This window comes from Vibrio splendidus (genome assembly GCF_024347615.1).
GTDB classification, from domain to species: domain Bacteria; phylum Pseudomonadota; class Gammaproteobacteria; order Enterobacterales; family Vibrionaceae; genus Vibrio; species Vibrio splendidus.
Map to the genome: position 1 here is coordinate 1,418,821 of NZ_AP025509.1, position 19,898 is coordinate 1,438,718.

Consider the following 19,898-nt stretch of genomic DNA (forward strand, 5'->3'; position numbering starts at 1 on the left):
TTCCAATAACAGGTGTAGTATGCAAATGGTAGAAAAGAGTGATGCCGTTATTAATAACTCGAAGTCATCATCGAAAAATAAAAATTTCAAAGAAAATATACAGTTATTAATCACTGCACTTGGTGGTGAAGACAATATCGTGAGTATCACGCACTGTATGACAAGGCTGAGATTCAAATTAGCCGACGAATCGCTGGTAAACGAAGAAGCGATCAAGCAGATCGCAGATGTGAAAGGTGTGGTACTTCAACAAGGTCAAACTCAAGTCATCATCGGTGTTGAAGTAGAGAATTGGTTTAACGCGCTATCAAACACTCAACAAGCTGACGCTAACCCTGCTGATGAACTAGAGAAAGGTAAACTGTTCCAAGGCGTGATGCGCATTGTCGCGGGTATCTTCGGCCCAGTAGTTCCAGCGATTGCCGGCGCTGGTATGTTGATGGGCCTGTTGTCTGGTCTTATTGCAACCAATGTTATCTCTGAAACTTCAGACACGGTTTACTTCTTCCGTTCAATTTCTGTCGCTGTGTTCTTCTTCTTGCCTATGCTAGTTTCTTTCTCTGCCGCTAAGGTATTCAAAGTAAACGAGTACATCGCACTTGCTGTCTCCTCTGCAATGCTAGCACCCAAGCTAGTGGATAAAGCGGTGATGCTAAAAGATGCTGGCGCGGCTCCTGAGCTGACGGTGCTAGGCGTGGTTCCTATTGAACTGCTTAATTACGGCGGCGCGATTGTCCCTGCTATTTTGGCGATTTGGTTGTTGTCTAAAGTCACGCCGATGGTTGACCGACTGGTACCCTCTTCAGCGAAACCAGTATTTACGCCACTGCTTGCGTTTACTGTGACTTCTACCATCACGCTATCATTTGTTGGCCCTGCTGGTATCTGGCTAAGTAATGGTGCAGGTTGGGTAATGAGTTCACTACTGGAAATCTCTCCCACGTTAACGGGCTTTGTGTTTGGTCTAACTCGCCCGATTACCATCGTATTTGGTATCCACCACAGCATGACGCCAATCAGCCTGAACAACTTTGCACTGTATGGTAAGGATTTACTTATGCCGATCATGTGCTTAGGTAACATGGCAATTGCTGGTGCGACAATGGCAATCTGGCACAAGCAACGCAAGACAGTTTCTAAAGAGCAATCTTCAATTACGATGGGCTCAAGTGTTACGGCTATCTTAGGCATCACGGAGCCAGCTCTATTTGGTGTCCTCACGAAATACACCAAAGCGATGATGACCGCGAGTTTGGCGGCAGGTGTGTTCGGTGCTATCTCTGTCACGATAGATACTCACTTAACCAGCTACATTCTTTCTTCTGTATTCAGCTTGCCAGCTTACCTTGCAGGCGGTACGCAAAACTTCATTCAGGCACTAATGGGTGTGGTGGGTGTGTTCGCACTGTCTTATGTTCTAACGCTATTGTTCGTAAAACTAGACAACAAGTAACACTTCCTCCCAACCTATTGGGAACAGAATCAACGTGGCTACCTTCCTTGTAGCCACGTTCCATCATTTATACCTAGCAATACCAATCTTTCTGTAAGGGCACACTATGAGCCACATTGCGATTATCGGCGAGTGTATGATTGAACTGAACGGCGCTCCATTCGGCACCATGCAACAAACCTATGGTGGAGATACGCTCAACGCCGCTGTTTATTTGAACCGAGGTACCACAAGCTATTCCTGTTCGACAGGTGCACCTATGATTCGTACCAGTTATGTCACGGCTCTAGGCTCAGACGCTATCAGCCAAGAGATGCTTAACCGATGGCAAGATGAAGGGCTATCAACCGAGTTCGTGCTTATTGATGAACAGCGTTCACCCGGGCTCTATCTCATTCAACTCGACGATGTTGGTGAGCGCACCTTCCTATACTGGCGTAACGATTCGGCGGCTCGCTACATGGTACAGCACCCCGATTTCGTTAAGATAGCCAACCAACTTCGTGATGTTGATATGGTGTTTCTGAGTGGTATTTCCCTCGCGATACTGCCACACAGCGATCAGCTAAAGTTGCTCACTATCATCGAAGGCCTGCGTGAACGTGGCGTTACCATCGCCTTTGATAGTAACTATCGACCAAAGTTGTGGAGCTCAGAGGCCGCAACTAAAGAATGCTATCTATTGGGCTATAAAACGACCGATATAGCCCTAGTCACGTTCGATGATGAACAACTGTTGTGGAGCGATCAAACGCCACAAGACACCATAAAAAGGCTGCATGCACTCGGTGTCAAAACCGTTATTGTCAAGCTGGGTGCTGAAGGCTGCTTGATCAGCGATAACCCCGCAAATGAGCCAGTAAAAATCACAACGATACCTGTCGAGACTGTGGTTGATAGCACCTCAGCTGGCGACTCTTTTAACGGCGGTTTCTTATCTTGCTATCTCGCTGGAGGTTCTATTGAAGAAGCCTGCCACCAAGGTAATGCATTAGCCAGATTGGTGATTCAACATCATGGCTCAATCATCCCAAAATCCATCACCGACACTCTTTCAAACTGATATTAAGAAGTACACATGTCTACAATTAACGAACAGCTAAAAGCACTTAAAGTTATCCCTGTTATCGCCATTGATAACGCAGAGGATATTATCCCTCTAGGCAAAGTATTGGCTGAGAATGGGCTTCCCGCGGCTGAGATTACCTTCCGTTCAGACGCCGCTGTTGAAGCTATCCGACTGCTTCGCCAAGCACAGCCTGACATGCTGATCGGCGCGGGCACCATCTTGAACCGTGAGCAAGCACTTGCAGCAAAAGAAGCGGGCGCAACGTTTGTGGTATCACCGGGGTTCAATCCAAACACAGTTAAAGCATGCCAAGAGATCGGTATCGATATCATTCCGGGTGTGAACAATCCAAGCACCGTTGAAGCGGCATTAGAGATGGGCTTAACAACCTTGAAGTTCTTCCCAGCAGAAGCTTCCGGCGGTATCAGTATGGTGAAATCGTTAGTCGGACCTTATGGCGACATTAGACTCATGCCTACCGGCGGTATCACGCCATCAAACATCGATAGCTACTTAGCCGTGCCTCAAGTATTAGCCTGCGGTGGTACGTGGATGGTGGACAAAAAGCTGGTTGAAAACGGAGAGTGGAATGAGATTGCCCGCCTAACGCGAGAGATTGTTGAGCAAGTAAATCATTAAGCAGATCAGTCGCTAGCCCAAAGCGTTAGCGGGATTTGAGAATACAACGCATACAAAAAGAGCGAGAAGCTTGCCTCTCGCTCTTTTTTCATCTATCTATTGTGACAATTGTTGCTCTACAAGCGTGTTCCAGAACCCAACGCCATGTTCCAGAATATTGTCGTTGAAATCGTAGTGTGGGTTATGAAGCGCAGTGCCTCCACATTCACCAACACCATTCCCAACTAGCACATAGCACCCTTTCACTTCACGTAACATGAACGAGAAATCCTCACTGATAGTGAAGCGTTCACAAGCTCCATTCACATTCTCTTCACCAACAACCGCTTGTGCTGCTTTGATTGCGTGAGCAGTCTCTTCCGGCGTGTTGATTGTTGATAGAAAGCTATTGTTAAAATGATATTGATAATCAACGCCTGCTGACATGCACTGACCCGCAACGACACGCTCGATCGCTTTCTCAATCTTGTGTAACGCTTGATCCGTGAAGCTACGAGTGTCACCTGAAATGGTCACTTGCGAAGGAATCACGTTAACGGTGCCATTGGTAACAAAGTTAGTCACTGAGATAACCGCCGTCTCATCAATTGCACTCAAATTACGTGAAACAATGGTTTGTAAGGCGGTCACAACCTGAGCTCCAACTACAATCGGGTCAGTTCCCATGTGTGGCATAGCGGCATGACCACCCGTCGCCTTGATAATAATTTCAAAGCTACTTTCACTCGCCATTAATGAATTGGGGCGAGTCACAAACTTACCTTCAGGAATACCCGGAAGGTTATGCATTGCGTAAATCGCATCCATATTCCAACGAGTAAACAGGCCGTCTTCGATCATCGCTTTGGCGCCTGTACCACGCTCTTCATCGGGTTGGAAAATGAAGTAAACGGTGCCATCAAATTGCTTGCTGTTTGCTAGCTCTTGCGCGGCACCCAACAACATAGCTGTATGCCCGTCATGACCACAAGCATGCATCGCGCCATCATGTTTAGAAACATGACAAAACGTATTCTCTTCATGAATACGCAGGGCATCCATGTCAGCACGCAACCCAATCGAGCGATCGCTTGTACCATTTTTTAAAATTCCCAGAACACCGGTTCCACCAATACCACGGTGAACTTCAATGCCGAACTCTTCGAGTTTATTCGCAACAAATTCAGAGGTTTTGAACTCTTCAGTACCAAATTCAGGGTACTGATGTAGATGGCGACGCCATTCTGTGACAGTGGCAGTGTTAGTCATGGAAACTCCAATAAATAAAATACTTAAAATTAATTTGTTGATACTGTTTTGGATGTCATTTCGCGAGATTTGTTGGAGGTTGCAAATAGCATCATAGCAACGATGATTAAGCCAACCGCCATCGCCCTCAAGGGGGTGATAGGCTCTCCGAACACCAAAACAGCAATGAAAAATGCTGACATAGGGATGAGGTTTAAAGCCATGCTGCTGCCTTCAACTCCCACACGTTCTATGCCATAGATATACGCGATATAGCCCAGACCTGATACAAAACCTCCTAACACCATAATGCATAGAAGTGACCAAGAAGGGCGCATCACCAGTAGCAGGCTAGGTACATCTATACCTGACACCAATAAATAAATGAAAAAACCAACAGCTGCGAAACCAAACTGATAATGCATGGTGCGAGTTGCACCGTATTTCTCTGCCAGATGAGCCCGTAAGTGGGTGACAGATGCAAAGCTCAACACACTCAATAAGCAAATCAGATGGCCAATGTTCACACCGCTATCTTCCGAAGTAAACGGCGGAGCAAGAACCAATATGCTCACTCCAATCAAAGCAATCCCACTTGAGGCAATTTGCATACGCGTAAAGCGTGCACCATAGAAAACTTGCCCAATAGCCAAGATTGCAATCGGTACAAGACCTTGAATGACTCCGTTTTCCGATAGCGAAATATAATCGAGTGATAGAAATGACAAGAAGCTAAATAAACCTTGGCCTACTACACCACACACTAATAACTTAAATAAATCGCTTCGATTAGCCCAACTGAACGACAGTTTCGGTTTAGTTTGAGTATTGGTTTGACGTATTGCTCCAAAAATCAGGACTAAAGATAAAACCGAGAATGCCATCATGTAGCGCAGCCACACTAACAATTGCGCATCAATGGTTTGCAGTGGCAAGGTAGCTAAAGCAGCCTCAGAGCCCCATAGCAAACCAACGCTAATTGCTGCAATCCAACCTTTAGTCACTGATTTCATCACTTAGCTCGCTTCTGGCGTTGCTTTCTTATCGCAAGCTAAGTTTTCTGCTGTCTGTTCTTCTTGCTTCGTTTCAAACTTAGTGAACACGTAAAGTGCTACGACAATCAATGAAACGACAATGGTTTTCCCCATGGCCATCTGCTCACCAAGTGTCACAACTGCCACTAAGTAGCCAACCAAAGGCATTAGGTTTAATGCCATCGTTGCCTTTTCTACACCGATACGCTTGAAAGAATACAATTGAATCAAGTAGCTACCACCAGAAATGCCTGTACCTAAGAAAATAAGCAGTGCAATCAACAGCGGGCTAGAGAAAATAATGTAAATCTGAGACAAGTCCAAGCCCATGGTCAACACAACGATAATGCCCATCACAGCAACCGAAATGTATTGGTACAGCATGGAAACCACTGAGCCGTATTTGTCCGCTAAGCTAGCACGTAAATGTGCCGTCCACGCTAAAGCCAGCATCGAGCATGTCACGTAAACATAACCCAGCAGCGGAGTACCGCCTTCAATGGTGTTTGTTGGCCCGACACTCATTGCGTAAATACAAACTGCAGATGCGATGAAAGCGCCCCACTGAATCTTGTTCATACGGAAGTTCATAAACATCATACCGAAGAAGACTGTCGCGAACGGCTGCATACCTTGGATAACACCGTTTTCAGTCGCACCAATATGAGAAAGAGAAAGGAAATTAAAAAGTGAGAAAACCCCTTGTCCCACGATGCCACAAAGCGCAATACGTCCAATATCTTTGGTATCGATCTTTAATGAAGACCCTAAGTCTGCACTTAAGTTTTTGCTACGTGATGTAAAAAAGAAAATGATTGATAGGCCAATTACCGCGGTAACGTAGCGGGAAAATACCAATGTCATCGGATCAACAGCCATAGAAAGCGGCTTAGAGACCACCCCTGTTACGCCCCAGATACAGGCAACGGCAATGGCGGCAGTCCATCCTAAAAATGTGTCTCTGTTTGTTGTGTTCATCTTTCTATCTTCCATAATTTTTCGATAATGGCGGTGCGGCACACCGCCTTATTACTTGTAATTTGTATCGTGGTTGACGGTTAGTTAGCGTTTGTCGCCGTTTTCATCTGAGGCGCTTTTTTCTTCGCCTTACCAAACTTCATGAACAGCATCATTGAGCCAATAACGACCGCAATCGCTAATAGTCGCATTGGCGTTACCGCTTCACCGAGGGCAAATACAGCCAGTACGAAAGAAGACAGAGGCATCAAGTTAAGTGCCATACCCGTTCCGTCTACGCCGACTCGTTCCATTGCATAGATGTAGATTAGGTAGCTGATACCTGAAATACCCACACCCAGAATTGCAATACAAGCCATACGAAGTGGAGAACTGAAAATACCGAGTGCTGAAGAGAAGTCCGCCCCCACAACGAGTAGATAAAGACCAAAACCGATTGCCGCAAAAATGAACTGGTGGTACATCGTCGCCACTGAGCCATATTTCTCAGCAAGTTTCGCACGAGCGTAAGCCATCGTAGAGAAACTCGCCGCGCTACCAAGACAGATCAAGTGACCAATGTTGAAACCACTGCCTTCAACAGATGGATCCATTACCAAGATAGCGACACCAGCGAACGCACCAACCGCCGCCAAAATTTGCATTGGAGTAAAACGTTCACCATGACGAAGGAAACCAACACACAAGATAATGATTGGAATAAGCCCTTGGATTACGCCGTTTTCTGAAGCAGTGATGTAGTCAAGAGACAGGAACGATAAAAAACTGAAAGCGCCTTGACCAATAATGCCGCAACATGCTGCCCAGAAAATGTCGTGTCGATTTGCCCAATTAAGCTTAAAGTCGACTTTTTTCTGTGGTTTACCCATCGCATTGCTGACTTGGATAATCACAAATAAGGTAATGAAGGCTACGGTATAGCGAACCCATACCAAGACCTGTGCATCCATTACTTCTAGAATTGGTGTTCCAACGATCCATGGAATACCCCATAGCAGGCCAATGAAAATGGCCGCGATCCAACCTTTTACTGTATTACTCATCTTTAAATTCCTTTCATTGGTTGCTATTGATTTAGCAATTGTCCGTAACCTGGACACTGAGCTGTCTTGCCGACTAGGTGCATGCAATGCCAGAACATCGCAGAGTTGCTGCACACGACAGGGATACCAAATCGATCTTCAATCTCTTGAATGTGGTCAAGAACACGAAGGTTGGTGCAAGACATAAATACAACATCGGCACTAGAATCAGGCAGCATTTCGCTTAATGCTTCCATCATTGATTCCTTTGAAACCGTGGTAATGTCAGTGTCTTTCTCAATACCAAGTGAACCTAAAACAGGAACTTCAAAGCCAGCGGCAGTCAGTTGTTGATAAAGAGGGAAATTCACTTCTGTTGGATAAGGGGAAAACACGGCAACTTTCTTTGCACCCAAGTGCTTAAATGCAGCTTGAGCAGCTGTCCATGGATTCGTTGCGGGAATATCACCGCGATTTTGTGTAAGAAGGTTTGCTACTTTTTCTTCACCAATAATGATAGAAGCTGAAGTGCAACCAAACGCCATAACATCCATCGGTAAGCCAGTCGCAATCAAATCTGATGCTTCACTGATTCCAACCGCAATTTGGTCGAGCGCTTCTGGTGTCATCTCGCTGCTGTAATAAACGCGGGAGCTAAACACACCCGCTTGTGTACCCAGTAACTTTGCCCAGTCCATCTCTAAAGAGTGGTCAGTACTTAGTTGTACTAAACCGATATGAACTCGACCAATTCTTGGGGCCTGAACGTGCTGTAATGGGATTTCAAATTGACGAAACTGTTCTATTGTTTGCATGAGAAACTCGTATTTTTATAATTTTTATGTGCTGACTCTGGAGTCCAGAGCCAGCTTTTGTAGGGTGTTAAATTTGTAAGGTGTTAAGTTTTGAGCTAAATAATGATCAGTTCTGGCTCTGCGCGTTTGCTTAACCATTCAGCGCCGTCTTCAGTAATCACGATATTCTCTTCGTGAACCATTGACTTACCCGGTGCGTAAACCATGCCCGGTTCTAATGTCATCACCATACCCGGCTTAAGTACTGTGTTGTCGGTAGCCGTGTTAGACGGGCGCTCTGTCAGCTCCATACCTAAACCATGACCAAGACGACCAACGTCGTTGCCCAATGCACCATTGGCTTCTAATACTCCCCACATCGCGTTGTAGATGTCAGTCGTGGTTGCGCCCGGTTTCGCAGCCTCAAAGCCTTTCGTGGTCGCTTCGTAAGTAGCGCGGTATGCCGCTTTGGTTTGCTCACTTGCATGACCAAATGCCCAGTTACGGTCGAAATCAGAGAAATAACCATCGCGTACAGCACCCGTATCGATGATCAACACATCTCCCGGTTCAATGATGCGATCGGTAGGACCCATGATGATGCTGTCATAACCATCTGGCCCTGAGCCTGCGATGATGTAAGGGCATTCGTCCGCACCTTCTAACAACATATCGATACGGAACTGTTTACAGATTTCACGCTCGGTCATGCCGGCTTTTGCGTATTGAGGGATCTTGCTAAACCCAACATTGGTAATGCGGCAGATTTCACGTGTTTTCTCGATTTCAGCTTGTGACTTGATCTGACGAAGTTCATGCATTGCTAAAGACACATCAACAAAGTCTTTCTTAACCATGGTGGTTAATTTCAAGTAATTGTTCACAGGCATACGTAGGTGAGATTCAATGCCCAGCGTTGCGCCTACTCGGCCATGACGACAAGGCAGAGAGTTCAATGCGCTAGCTACTAAACTAATGCCATCATCTTCAGGACGAGGAGAAGGCCAAGTAATAATGTTATCGACCCATGTTCCCGCCATACCACTTGCTCCTATTTCAGGAACAATCGCAATCGGCTTTCCTTCTGCAGGAACGATGACAAACCATGGACGAGTTGGGCTGTGCCAAAACTGAGTGTGGAAGCCAGTGAAGTAGCGAACGTTGGGTTCGGTTGTGAAAATCATCGCATCCAGATTCATCTCATACATGACTTTTTGAGCGCGTGATGTTCTGTGTTCAAACTCAGCTTGTTCAAAGCCGCGGTTTAGGTAGTTAGTCATTGGAACCTCTAATTATTGTATTTAGGTAGGCACTTCTGCTGCTCTTCACAACCAGTAACCAACCCTATAGTTCAATTTTGTTTACGTTACGGTGAGCATCTTACTGACATTTAAGTTAAATAATGTGACCAAGATCTTAGGGTTAACTATAGTGACCAGAAAGCATCTAAAACTGGAAATGTTGTTGATTACGATCAATTTTAGGTACTTATTTGTAACTTTAGGCTTGTGTAGGAAGCGGATATATAGTCTTATAGTTACATAAAGTTAATTGGCAACTTGAAATACATCGAGTAACCAAAGATAATGAAAGGCAATTAAAGTTAACAACAGTGGTCTAAAATGAACGCATCAGCATATAAATCGTTTAACGTAGAATTCACCGACAATGACAGAGAGCATCTCGCACTGAACTTTCGCTTAGCCGAAACCATTGCCGACTTTATTGGTCCGCACTGTGAGGTTGTGATTCATTCATTCGAGAGCTTTGAAAAGTCGGTAGTGAAGATAGTGAACGGACACCACACGGGTCGAGAAGTAGGGTCACCTATCACCGATCTGGGGCTGAAGATGCTGAGTGTGTTTGAGAGCACTGGTGAGGTCACGCCAAAGAGTTACTTCACCACCAGCAAAGATGGATCGTTACTTAAGTCTACGACCTGTGTACTAGCTGGAGAAAGTGGCAAACCAATTGGGCTGTTCTGTATCAATATGAACTTGTCTCACCCGTTTCCTGAGATCATAAAAACTTTAATGCCAGACATGGCTCATGCCCCTGTGGGTGTGCATGAGAACTTTGGAGCTTCAACAACAGAAGTGATTGAGCAAGCGCTTGAGCACGCTATTTTTGAAGTCGACAACGATGAGTCAGTCAACTTAAAAGGTCGAAACAAAGCCATTACCAAGCAGTTGCTTGAGAACGGTATTTTCGAATTAAAAGAGGCGACAGCATTCGTATCTGAGCGTCTTGGTATTACTCGCCACGCTATTTACAAATACATCCGCGAGTTTAGAGCATAGAAATCATATAAAGAGAAACGAAATGAAAACAAAAATCCATACAGATCTAGCACCAGCAGCAATCGGCCCTTACTCTCAAGGTATGGCATTCAAAGACCTAATCTTCACTTCAGGTCAATTACCGCTTGATGCAAAAACAATGGCATTTGTTGAAGGTGGCATCAAAGAGCAAGCTCGTATGTCACTAGAAAATCTAAAAGCAGTTTTGGAACAAAGTGGTGGCTCACTGGATACCGTTATTAAAACCACATGTTTCCTATCTGATATGGAAAACTTCGTTGCATTTAACGAGGTGTACACGGAAGTATTTGGTACAGAGAACGCGCCAGCACGCTCTTGTGTTGAAGCCGCTCGTTTGCCAAAAGACGCACTAGTCGAAGTTGAAGCGATCGCTTACATCAAGTAATCACGTATTGCTTTTAGTGACTGCGTATAGCAAAAAATAACTATGTAATGTTATTAACGACAAAGTAAGGTCATTGAACATCGCTTGATGGCCTTTAATTCCTCTGCCTGTATCTAAGTGTGCCCTATGTTAAAACTATCAAAAAATTCATTCTACACTGGACAAGTTTGCGAGCTATTCACTGCATCTCAAGCGCAACAAGCGCGTGAGTTTCACCGTCAGATCGAAGGTTACCAACCAACGCCACTTGTCTCTCTTCCTAATCTTGCTAATCACCTTGGTGTTAAAGCGATCCTAGTAAAAGACGAATCAAAACGCTTCGGTTTGAATGCGTTCAAGGTACTCGGCGGTTCTTACGCTCTGGGTCGCCAATTGGCAAAACACCTTGGCATTGATATTTCTGAGATCAACCTTAAAACCGTTGCTTCAAAACTGGATAAGCCACTTGTATTTACGACAGCAACAGCGGGTAACCATGGCACTGGTGTCGCGTGGGCGGCTCGTGAAATGGGCCAAAAAGCTGTGGTTTATATGCCAAAAGGCTCGTCTCAAGCCAGTGTTAACCGCATTCAAGGTTTAGGTGCAGAGTGTATCGTGACGGAAGTTAACTACGACGACACGGTACGCATGGCGAACCAAACCGCTCAAGACAACGGTTGGATGCTAGTTCAAGACACAGCATGGGATGGCTATGAAGAGATCCCAACATGGATCTCTCAAGGTTACATGACCATGGCAGACGAAGCCGTCGAGCAAGTTCAAGAGCAAGAATTTAGCGCTCCAACTCACGTATTCTTACAAGCTGGCGTAGGTGCAATGGCAGGCGGCATATTAGGCTACCTTGCAGACAAGCTAGGCGCAGATACATTTGAAACCATCATTGCAGAGCCAGCAGCCGCAGATTGTATTTTCCGCTCAGGCGAGAAAGGCGAAATGGTCAACGTAACTGGTGAGTTGAACTCAATAATGGCGGGCCTTGCGTGTGGTGAACCAAACCCAGTGACATGGCCAGTATTGCGTGATTGCAGTAACTACTTTATCTCGGTTGATGACAGTATTTCAGCAAACGGGATGCGTGTTCTAGGTAACCCACTACAAGGTGACAGCCAAATCATCAGCGGTGAGTCAGGTGCGATTACACTAGGTCTTCTTTACCAACTTTGCCGAGAGGGCGCAGACCAAGCAACGCGTGACACTCTAGGCTTAAATGAAGACGCAACCATCATGCTCTTCAGCACGGAAGGCGACACCAACCAAACACGTTACCGCGACATCGTTTGGAATGGATTGCACCACTCTAGCTAATTGCTGACGGTAATAAACTCCACAACACTAACGACAAAGCCACAGCGAACGCTGTGGCTTTTCTTTTGCCAGTTGTTCTTTAATCGCTCTCTCAAAGCACCATTTTTCTAACTCGCACCTTGATTGAGTAACCAATAGCTCACCGGGTTATCCGGACACTGATATGGCCCACACTCCACAAACGTAGCAATAGCATTCAATGCCACCACCGCGATTGCCAGTAGACACACAATCCGCCCGAAATTGCCCATCTTGTAAGGTTCATGAGATTCGGTCTTATTGGTCAGCATCAAAATAACCGACACAGCAAGAATCGTCGCCACAAACAGTACAAATGCCCATGTGTAATAGTGCATTCCCAAAATAGGACTGCCGTAGCCCGGTGTTCCGGGAATTACGTGCAAAGAGACTTGTCTTAGCGATGTGGCCACACCATACAAAGCACCAATCAGAATGACACCATAGTGACGAGATTGAGGCCCATAAACCACATTCAGCATGAAGCCAAACGCCACCATCACAAAACCAATGCGCTGCAACAAACACAAAGGACAAGGAAGTTCATTTAACACGAACTGCAGAACAAAGCCGATCAATAAAACGGCTGTCATGCCTAGCAGGCCAAGCGTATTCAAGAGAGTTAACTGATTTCGATTCATGCTAGCTCCTTACAATAAGATCGAGAGTGGATCAGTCGCATGATGATTGAACCAATACAAACCAAGGATCACTGAGCTAGCGAAAAAGCCATACGCAGCGGTCTTTGTACCAAAAAAAGCACATATCATCGCTACAAGTAATAACAAAAACAGTAAAGACATCATAAGGGGCATCCCCTCCTTATTTATCGAGTTCAGTCATATTGAACATCATAAAACACCCGCACCTACTTCCTTAGTCATTCACCTTAGGTGAACCAATGGATTACGGATTTAAAATCATCAACTTAATAGTTGTTAGTAACCTCCAAACTGTCAAGTTAGAAGCTATATGCTGATATCTATTCGAGCTAACCTCCCGATGTACACCGAACCCCAATACCGTGCTTTGCTACACTGACATAGCGTGAGATGCTTAATTTGGCTGATATTAAATCGCTCCCATTGTGACTAGGAAGCTTGATGAAAAAACACCGTACTCGACAACTCTTGGCCCTTCCCTTCACATGCCTTGTGTCTTCAAACACCAGCTTGGCAAGCTATACCATTGTGCTACCAAGCCAACATGAGAATGGGTTCAATTTACATGGCTCCCCCTTATCAGCCAGAGAGGTGATCGATTGGGAGGTCAACAATAGTGACTTAGTGTTTGGGGCTTACGCCGATAAAAATGATAACGAAAGCGTCAGCGCGATTGGTTATATGTACAACCAAAAATTGGATCTGAATTCAGGAGAATTAGAAAACGAAATTAGAAATGCCGCAGAGCGAAATGGCATTGATTACGAAGATTTTTTCCTACATTTTTCAGAAGACACGATTCTGGCAGAGCCTGATACGAGTCACGGTGCCAATACCACTTTAAATCGCAAACCTATGATTATCGGCTATACCGCTGATGAAAAGCACGCGGGCTTTTCTCTTTATCAACCACCACCTTGGGATGCTGATGTGTTTGAATATTTCGACAAAGGTGGCGCTCTCTACGTTTATCACTCTGAGAAATTCAATCACTTAGCATTTGAATTTTCACACTTTGCACAGGGCGGAGAGTTTCAGATTGAGTATCCATCATCGATGAATATTGAGGGCAAAGTCACGGCATGGTCTAACGTCGTTATAACGGAAGATAACACAAGCAACATGACCCGAAACCAAGCCGTAAACTGGCGAGTCCCATCTAACTGGGTAAGAGCAAATACTCATGATGGAAGTGGCCAGAGTTATGGTGGGGGTCAGTATTTTGGTTCTACGTTTATTCGAGATGGCGGGCGTTTATACATTGTTAGAGTACGCTGGCAAGGGAGCCAAAATGATATCCGCCCTCGCTTAAATCAAGTTCAATTGAAGGACTATTTCCCGAGAATCGTACTCAAAGATCTGCAGACTTCAAAGACAGATTCACAACCACCAAACGAAACCAAGTATTGGCGCAAGATCCGTGGTTTTGACCAATCAGCCGATCTCGACCAAGACAACTATTTATCACCTGTTGAATATAAAAATAGGAACAACAAATTGGCTACTGCTCGATTTCGTTGGGAGTCTCGCGTCATTCCTTTCGGCCGAATGTGGAACCAAAACTCATCATGGTCATTGACCAACCTTGCTAACCCAGATCTACTGATGTTGATGCGAAACTACTATTCCAAACATTGGGGGCAACAAGGGCTCAATGGCGCCTACAACGACGATACCAATAAGCTTTTAGGCGGCAACCAATTTGAGGTTTATTCAGGAGGAACCATTCAAGAGCTTGGTCTTGTCGTAGGGTCTAATGAAGCGGATAAGCAATACAAAACGCAATTCGCAGCCTTTCTCAAACGGTTATCAGCTAACGACGACACTCTTTCAATTGGCCTTAATATTGGAACGGCCAACCTTTATGGCCGAAACGGGCAATCACACTTAATTGACTCAGGAAACCTGTACTTTAGGGAGCACTACTTATTCCCCTCTACAGGCTTTAGTGGTTATGCCGGATTGTCTAAGTTTTGGGATAGCTCAGCGTTAGCTAACACTGATTCAAACGTTATATTCCAAGCCACTACTCGCTATGGGCGCGTTCAATACCTAGGTAACAGCCAAGATAACTGGCAACAAGATCAGTATTCAACCCTCGCTATTTATTACCTCAGTTACCAGCCACAGCATAGTTATTTTAACCAGTGGAATAACAGTTATGTGTATGGCAGCGGCAATACTTCCGAAGAGAATTTTTGGAAGAGTGGTGTGCCGAAAAACATAGCTTACCGACCGACACAACTGCTCAAGGTCGACCTAGGCTTTCCAGCCAACCGGATTCCGAATGCATTAGAGCCCATTCCGTTGATGCTTTCGACCACACACTCAACACCCAGTGACTACACCATTGTCGGCGATTCAACCAAGCATCAAGTTGTGCATGCTGATCTGCCAAACGGTAAGGTTCAGCTGTTACCAACCTATACCTATTTTCTTTATCGTTCGGAAACAAACATCGTAGAAGGCGGCTCAGAAGAGATGGTGCTCGCAAGAGAGTTTGAGCAAGGTCGCGTACTTTATCGAACCGATTTCTATGGTAAAAATCGTGACTTCTATTCGGCACCGAAACTCAGTATTCCATTAAACAAGCCAATGAGGCCCGTCGATGTGAATGGCAATATTGGCGACTATGTAAATGAAGTTAAGCTTGGGGGGTATCAAGGGCTATTTCTGTTTTATTAACCCCTAGTTAAGTGTTCAATGTATTAGCCATCTTTACGCAACGCAATAAACACTTACCACTTTTCCTTTAAGTTCTCGGTGACCGTTAGCGGCCTTTTACCATCACACGCGCCTTTCTCAAGGTCGTAGACGGGACTGGCTCCATGACTACTCCACCGGTGATCTTCCCTCGCTATTTTTCGATATTGCGTCGGCGTGACGCCAATGTACGTTTGGAAGGTTTCATAGAATCGGCTACTCGAATTGAAGCCCACCGTGAGTGAGATATCGAGAATGGTTCTGTCAGTATCACTCAGTAAAGCGCGAGCATGATTGATGCGCATCGCAGTAATGTACTGCTTGATGGTCATCTGCATCGTTCGTTGAAATACGTTCATTGCATAGTTGGCATGTAATCCAATATGTTCTGCGATATCTTTCACGGTTAATGGCTGGTTGTGATGCGTGGCGATGTATTCCAACATTTGGCTTACATAGAATTGAGAGTGTTTCGACACCCCTTTTGAGGTCGATTTGTCCTGTCGATTTACGAGCAGTTGTTGCCAACCATCAAGGCAGATTCGCTTAAGCATCAAGCCAATTTCATCGATGGCCAACTGCTGGCGACTTTCTGACGAATGCTTGATCTCTTCTACCCATCGGGCAATTTCAAATTCACTCACTAACGAACAAGAATTCGATTGCAACACACTGCCGTGAGTTATCTGATTGACTAAATCTCTACTGAGAGTCCACGACATAAAATGATGAATCGGTATGTTGATGATCCCCATATTATGGCTTTGGCCGGGATTGGTGAGTCGATGAGGTACCGATGCCCAAAACAAGCCAATCGATCCGCTCTTAACCACGATTGGGCTGCCGTTAATGATGTATTCCACATCGTCCCCAAAAGGAATATTCACCTCAATTTGACCATGCCAATGATAGCCGGGCATGGAGTGAGGAGCTCTAAGTTCGATATCGATTTGCTCATAGGAAGAATAAAGAGAAAGCGGGCTTACCGACACGGTCTCGGATGAGTACTTATCTAAAGTGATAATTCTCAGCGTATCAGGGGTTGATTGCGGCATATCTCGTTCCTTAGGAAATCGTATAAATGACTTTTAGCAGTTCCTCGATAATAAAACTCTGAAGGCGATCATAGTGCCGAAATACCCCATTTCATAAGATCAATACAATGTGATTAGAGTCAGTCTCTTAAGTGCAAAACTCGCTTCATTGCACAGCCCCTCTCCTCAAAAGCCAGCAAGTTATCCCATTTCCTAAGATTTCCATTCAATGATTTTAAAATATTAGAAAACGGGAGAGCTATTTGATTATCTGAGACGAATCGACGTGGGTTCTAGGTGTAATTTGTCTGTATCAACAAAGAACTCAGAGAGATAAAGGATTCCACTATGCAAAACCCTAAAATCACATTCATCGGTGCAGGATCAACCATTTTTGTTAAGAACATTCTTGGTGACGTTTTCCATCGTTCTGCACTACAAAACGCTCATGTCGCCCTGATGGATATTGATGAGACCCGATTAGAAGAGTCACACCTAGTCGTCAGTAAACTCATGGAATCATCTGGTGCTACTGGCTCTATTTCGTGTCACTTAAATCAAAAAGAGGCACTACAAGATGCAGACTTCGTTGTCATCGCTTTTCAAATCGGCGGTTATGAACCTTGTACGGTCACTGATTTCGAGGTGTGTAAACGCCATGGCCTGGAACAAACCATCGCAGACACACTCGGCCCAGGCGGTATTATGCGTTCGTTACGCACAGTCCCTCACCTTTGGAGCGTGTGTGAAGATATGACCGAGGTTTGTCCGAACGCCACTATGCTCAACTACGTCAACCCTATGGCGATGAACACGTGGGCGATGTACGAGAAATACCCACACATCAAACAAGTCGGTTTATGCCACTCAGTACAAGGCACAGCAGAAGAATTAGCGCGTGACTTGGACTTAGATTATTCAGACCTTCGCTATACGTGCGCTGGCATCAACCACATGGCTTACTACCTCACTCTTGAAAAGAAAACAGCAAGTGGTGAGTACATCGATATTTATCCGGATCTACTTGAAGCCTTTGAGAGTGGTCAAGCGTCTAAACCGGGTATTTATCACAATGGTCGCTGCACAAATTTGGTTCGCTACGAGATGTTCAAAAAATTGGGCTACTTTGTGACTGAGTCTTCTGAACATTTTTCGGAATACACCCCCTACTTTATCAAGCCGAATCGCCCAGATTTAATTGAACGTTATAAAGTGCCACTTGATGAGTACCCGAAGCGCTGTGTCGAGCAAATTGCCGATTGGAAACGCGACCTTCAAGAATTTAAAACAGCTGACAAAATTACCGTTGATGAGTCTCATGAATACGCCAGCACCATCATGAATTCTATCTGGACAGGTACTCCGAGCGTCATTTACGGCAATGTGAAAAATGAAGCCTTGATCGACAACTTACCGCAAGGCTGCTGTGTTGAGGTCGCTTGTTTAGTTGATGCGAATGGTGTGCAACCGATCAAAGCTGGTCGCCTACCTAACCACTTGGCCGCATTAATGCAGACCAACATCAATGTTCAAACTCTATTAACGGAAGCCATCCTCACTGAAAACCGCGACCGTATTTATCATGCTGCAATGCTGGACCCACATACAGCCGCTGTACTTGGAATAGAAGAGATATACGCGCTGGTTGACGACTTGATTGAGGCTCATGAGGGTTGGTTACCAGAGTGGGTTAACAAGTAATTTCATACTAATAAAAAAATACAATAACGTGAATATTAGCGCCTTCTCACAGAGGAGGCGTAAGGAGTGGTAATGAGTATCTCTATGAATACCAAGCTAAGTTATGGCTTTGGGGCGTTTGGTAAAGACTTCGCAATCACCATCGTCTATATGTACCTAATGTTTTACTACACGGATGTAGTCGGTATTTCTGCCGCTACCGTCGGCACCATCTTCCTCGTCGCCCGTATTTGGGACGCGGTCAACGACCCAATTATGGGCTGGTTGGTCAACAATACGCGCACCCGTTGGGGCAAATTCAAACCTTGGATTTTAATTGGCACGCTCGCCAACTCTATCGTTCTACTCATGGTGTTTAGTGCACACTACATCGAAGGTCCTTGGCTCATCGCCTACGCCGCTGTCACTTATATTTTGTGGGGCATGACTTATACACTAATGGATATTCCTTTTTGGTCGTTAGTCCCAACACTCACCTTAGATAAACGCGAACGCGAAGAGTTAGTCCCATATCCTCGCTTCTTTGCGAGCCTCGCGTGGATAGTAACCGCTGCCATTGCAATGCCTTTCGTCAACTATGTAGGTGGTGACGACAAGGGGTTTGGGTTTCAAATATTTACGCTACTGTTGATTGCCTGTTTCTTAGTCTCTACGTTTATCACACTGCGTAATGTCAAAGAACGCTATTCAACCGCAAACCTGGACGCCACACAGCCTGAAGAAAAAGTATCACTGAAAAAGCTACTGTCACTTATCTACAAAAACGATCAATTGACCAGCGTTCTATGCATGGCACTGTCTTACAACTTAGCGACCAACATCATCACAGCCTTCGCGGTTTACTACTTCACCTATGTTGTAGGTAACGAAGAGTTGTTCCCTTACTACATGGCTTATGCAGGCATCGCAAACCTCATCACACTGGTGCTGTTTCCTAAACTCGCAAAAATGTTCTCACGCCGCACCCTATGGGCTTGTGCTTCCACTTTCCCTATTTTAGGTAGTGCTGTTCTGATCTATGTTGGCATGTACGACAAACAAAGCATTCTGTTGATTTCAACGGCGGGTGTGTTCCTACAAATCGGTACTGCCCTGTTCTGGGTACTCAACGTGATCATGGTTGCCGACACGGTCGATTACGGTGAGTTTAAACTAGGTGCTCGTTGTGAAAGTATCGCTTACTCGGTGCAAACTTTGGTCGTAAAAGCAGGCTCTGCATTTGCCGCTTTCTTCATCGGCATCTCGCTCACTGCCGTCGACTATGTGCCTAACGTAGTGCAAAGCCCTGAAACCGTATTTGGCATGCAATGCATCATGGTCGGCCTACCTGCTTTCTTCTTTGCCATTGCGTTAATCATCTACTTCCGCTTCTACAAGCTGAACGGTGCTTATCACCAAAAAATTCAAGATCACCTCACTGAAAAGTATGACCACATCACCAACGATGGCTCAAATACAGGAGAAGCTTCGAAGCCAACCAAACCAGTACAAGCAATTTAGACCCAAGTAATAAGTCAAAGAAACTGGGAACAGAAAACTAAAATCAAAACAAT

At 45.2% G+C, this 19,898-nt stretch carries 18 protein-coding genes; 9 read left to right on the plus strand and 9 right to left on the minus strand.

The window, feature by feature from the left end; translation table 11 throughout:
• Positions 1-19: 19 nt before the first annotated feature.
• The 3 genes from OCU90_RS23475 to OCU90_RS23485 all read left to right on the plus strand — a co-directional run bounded on the left by OCU90_RS23475 (position 20) and on the right by OCU90_RS23485 (position 3,161).
• Entirely contained in the window at positions 20-1,453 is a 1,434-nt protein-coding gene (locus OCU90_RS23475; RefSeq protein ID WP_061020971.1) for a PTS transporter subunit EIIC, read from the plus strand.
• A 106-nt stretch (positions 1,454-1,559) separates the two neighbouring features.
• On the plus strand, positions 1,560-2,516 hold the full coding sequence (locus OCU90_RS23480; RefSeq protein WP_061020973.1) for a sugar kinase: 957 nt from the start codon (positions 1,560-1,562) through the stop codon (positions 2,514-2,516).
• Positions 2,517-2,531: 15 nt separating this feature from the next.
• Positions 2,532-3,161: a bifunctional 4-hydroxy-2-oxoglutarate aldolase/2-dehydro-3-deoxy-phosphogluconate aldolase gene (locus tag OCU90_RS23485; protein ID WP_061020975.1), complete on the plus strand. Its 630-nt coding sequence runs from the start codon at positions 2,532-2,534 to the stop codon at positions 3,159-3,161.
• A gap of 96 nt (positions 3,162-3,257) precedes the next feature.
• On the opposite strand, the gene OCU90_RS23490 is transcribed toward OCU90_RS23485, so the two are convergent.
• The 6 genes from OCU90_RS23490 to OCU90_RS23515 all read right to left on the minus strand — a co-directional run bounded on the left by OCU90_RS23490 (position 3,258) and on the right by OCU90_RS23515 (position 9,496).
• Positions 3,258-4,409, minus strand: coding sequence for a M20 aminoacylase family protein (locus tag OCU90_RS23490; RefSeq protein ID WP_061020976.1), 1,152 nt, complete (start codon positions 4,407-4,409; stop codon positions 3,258-3,260).
• A 29-nt stretch (positions 4,410-4,438) separates the two neighbouring features.
• On the minus strand, positions 4,439-5,401 hold the full coding sequence (locus OCU90_RS23495; RefSeq protein ID WP_061020978.1) for a DMT family transporter: 963 nt from the start codon (positions 5,399-5,401) through the stop codon (positions 4,439-4,441).
• A 3-nt stretch (positions 5,402-5,404) separates the two neighbouring features.
• The gene (locus tag OCU90_RS23500; protein ID WP_061020980.1) at positions 5,405-6,400 is read right to left on the minus strand and encodes a DMT family transporter; all 996 of its coding nucleotides are present in this window, start codon (positions 6,398-6,400) and stop codon (positions 5,405-5,407) included.
• An 80-nt stretch (positions 6,401-6,480) separates the two neighbouring features.
• The gene (locus OCU90_RS23505; protein WP_017082837.1) at positions 6,481-7,443 is read right to left on the minus strand and encodes a DMT family transporter; all 963 of its coding nucleotides are present in this window, start codon (positions 7,441-7,443) and stop codon (positions 6,481-6,483) included.
• A 23-nt stretch (positions 7,444-7,466) separates the two neighbouring features.
• Positions 7,467-8,237 (minus strand): maleate cis-trans isomerase family protein, encoded by a 771-nt coding sequence (locus tag OCU90_RS23510; protein ID WP_017082838.1) that lies wholly within the window; start codon positions 8,235-8,237, stop codon positions 7,467-7,469.
• Between the two features lie 95 nt (positions 8,238-8,332).
• A complete protein-coding gene (locus OCU90_RS23515) occupies positions 8,333-9,496 on the minus strand; it encodes a M24 family metallopeptidase (RefSeq protein ID WP_061020982.1) in 1,164 nt (387 codons plus the stop codon).
• A 342-nt stretch (positions 9,497-9,838) separates the two neighbouring features.
• Here OCU90_RS23515 and OCU90_RS23520 point away from each other — a divergent pair, with 342 nt between their 5' ends.
• The 3 genes from OCU90_RS23520 to dpaL all read left to right on the plus strand — a co-directional run bounded on the left by OCU90_RS23520 (position 9,839) and on the right by dpaL (position 12,227).
• Positions 9,839-10,516 (plus strand): helix-turn-helix transcriptional regulator, encoded by a 678-nt coding sequence (locus OCU90_RS23520; protein ID WP_061020985.1) that lies wholly within the window; start codon positions 9,839-9,841, stop codon positions 10,514-10,516.
• Positions 10,517-10,538: 22 nt separating this feature from the next.
• The gene (locus tag OCU90_RS23525; RefSeq protein WP_004732389.1) at positions 10,539-10,922 is read left to right on the plus strand and encodes a RidA family protein; all 384 of its coding nucleotides are present in this window, start codon (positions 10,539-10,541) and stop codon (positions 10,920-10,922) included.
• 126 nt (positions 10,923-11,048) lie between these two features.
• Entirely contained in the window at positions 11,049-12,227 is a 1,179-nt protein-coding gene (dpaL, locus tag OCU90_RS23530; protein WP_004732392.1) for a diaminopropionate ammonia-lyase, read from the plus strand.
• Positions 12,228-12,334: 107 nt separating this feature from the next.
• Here the strand turns inward: dpaL and OCU90_RS23535 are convergent, their stop codons facing one another.
• Together OCU90_RS23535 and OCU90_RS23540 are read right to left on the minus strand one after the other, a co-directional pair.
• A complete protein-coding gene (locus OCU90_RS23535) occupies positions 12,335-12,886 on the minus strand; it encodes a disulfide bond formation protein B (protein ID WP_004732394.1) in 552 nt (183 codons plus the stop codon).
• A 9-nt stretch (positions 12,887-12,895) separates the two neighbouring features.
• A complete protein-coding gene (locus OCU90_RS23540) occupies positions 12,896-13,051 on the minus strand; it encodes a DUF5993 family protein (RefSeq protein WP_004732395.1) in 156 nt (51 codons plus the stop codon).
• A 297-nt stretch (positions 13,052-13,348) separates the two neighbouring features.
• Between OCU90_RS23540 and OCU90_RS23545 the strand changes: the two genes are divergently transcribed.
• On the plus strand, positions 13,349-15,592 hold the full coding sequence (locus OCU90_RS23545; protein ID WP_061020987.1) for a hypothetical protein: 2,244 nt from the start codon (positions 13,349-13,351) through the stop codon (positions 15,590-15,592).
• A 53-nt stretch (positions 15,593-15,645) separates the two neighbouring features.
• Here the strand turns inward: OCU90_RS23545 and melR are convergent, their stop codons facing one another.
• A complete protein-coding gene (melR, locus tag OCU90_RS23550) occupies positions 15,646-16,665 on the minus strand; it encodes a transcriptional regulator MelR (protein WP_061020989.1) in 1,020 nt (339 codons plus the stop codon).
• 327 nt (positions 16,666-16,992) lie between these two features.
• Between melR and melA the strand changes: the two genes are divergently transcribed.
• Together melA and melB are read left to right on the plus strand one after the other, a co-directional pair.
• The gene (gene melA / locus OCU90_RS23555; protein ID WP_061020991.1) at positions 16,993-18,345 is read left to right on the plus strand and encodes an alpha-glucosidase/alpha-galactosidase; all 1,353 of its coding nucleotides are present in this window, start codon (positions 16,993-16,995) and stop codon (positions 18,343-18,345) included.
• 72 nt (positions 18,346-18,417) lie between these two features.
• The gene (gene melB, locus OCU90_RS23560; protein ID WP_061020993.1) at positions 18,418-19,845 is read left to right on the plus strand and encodes a melibiose:sodium transporter MelB; all 1,428 of its coding nucleotides are present in this window, start codon (positions 18,418-18,420) and stop codon (positions 19,843-19,845) included.
• Positions 19,846-19,898 lie beyond the last annotated feature (53 nt).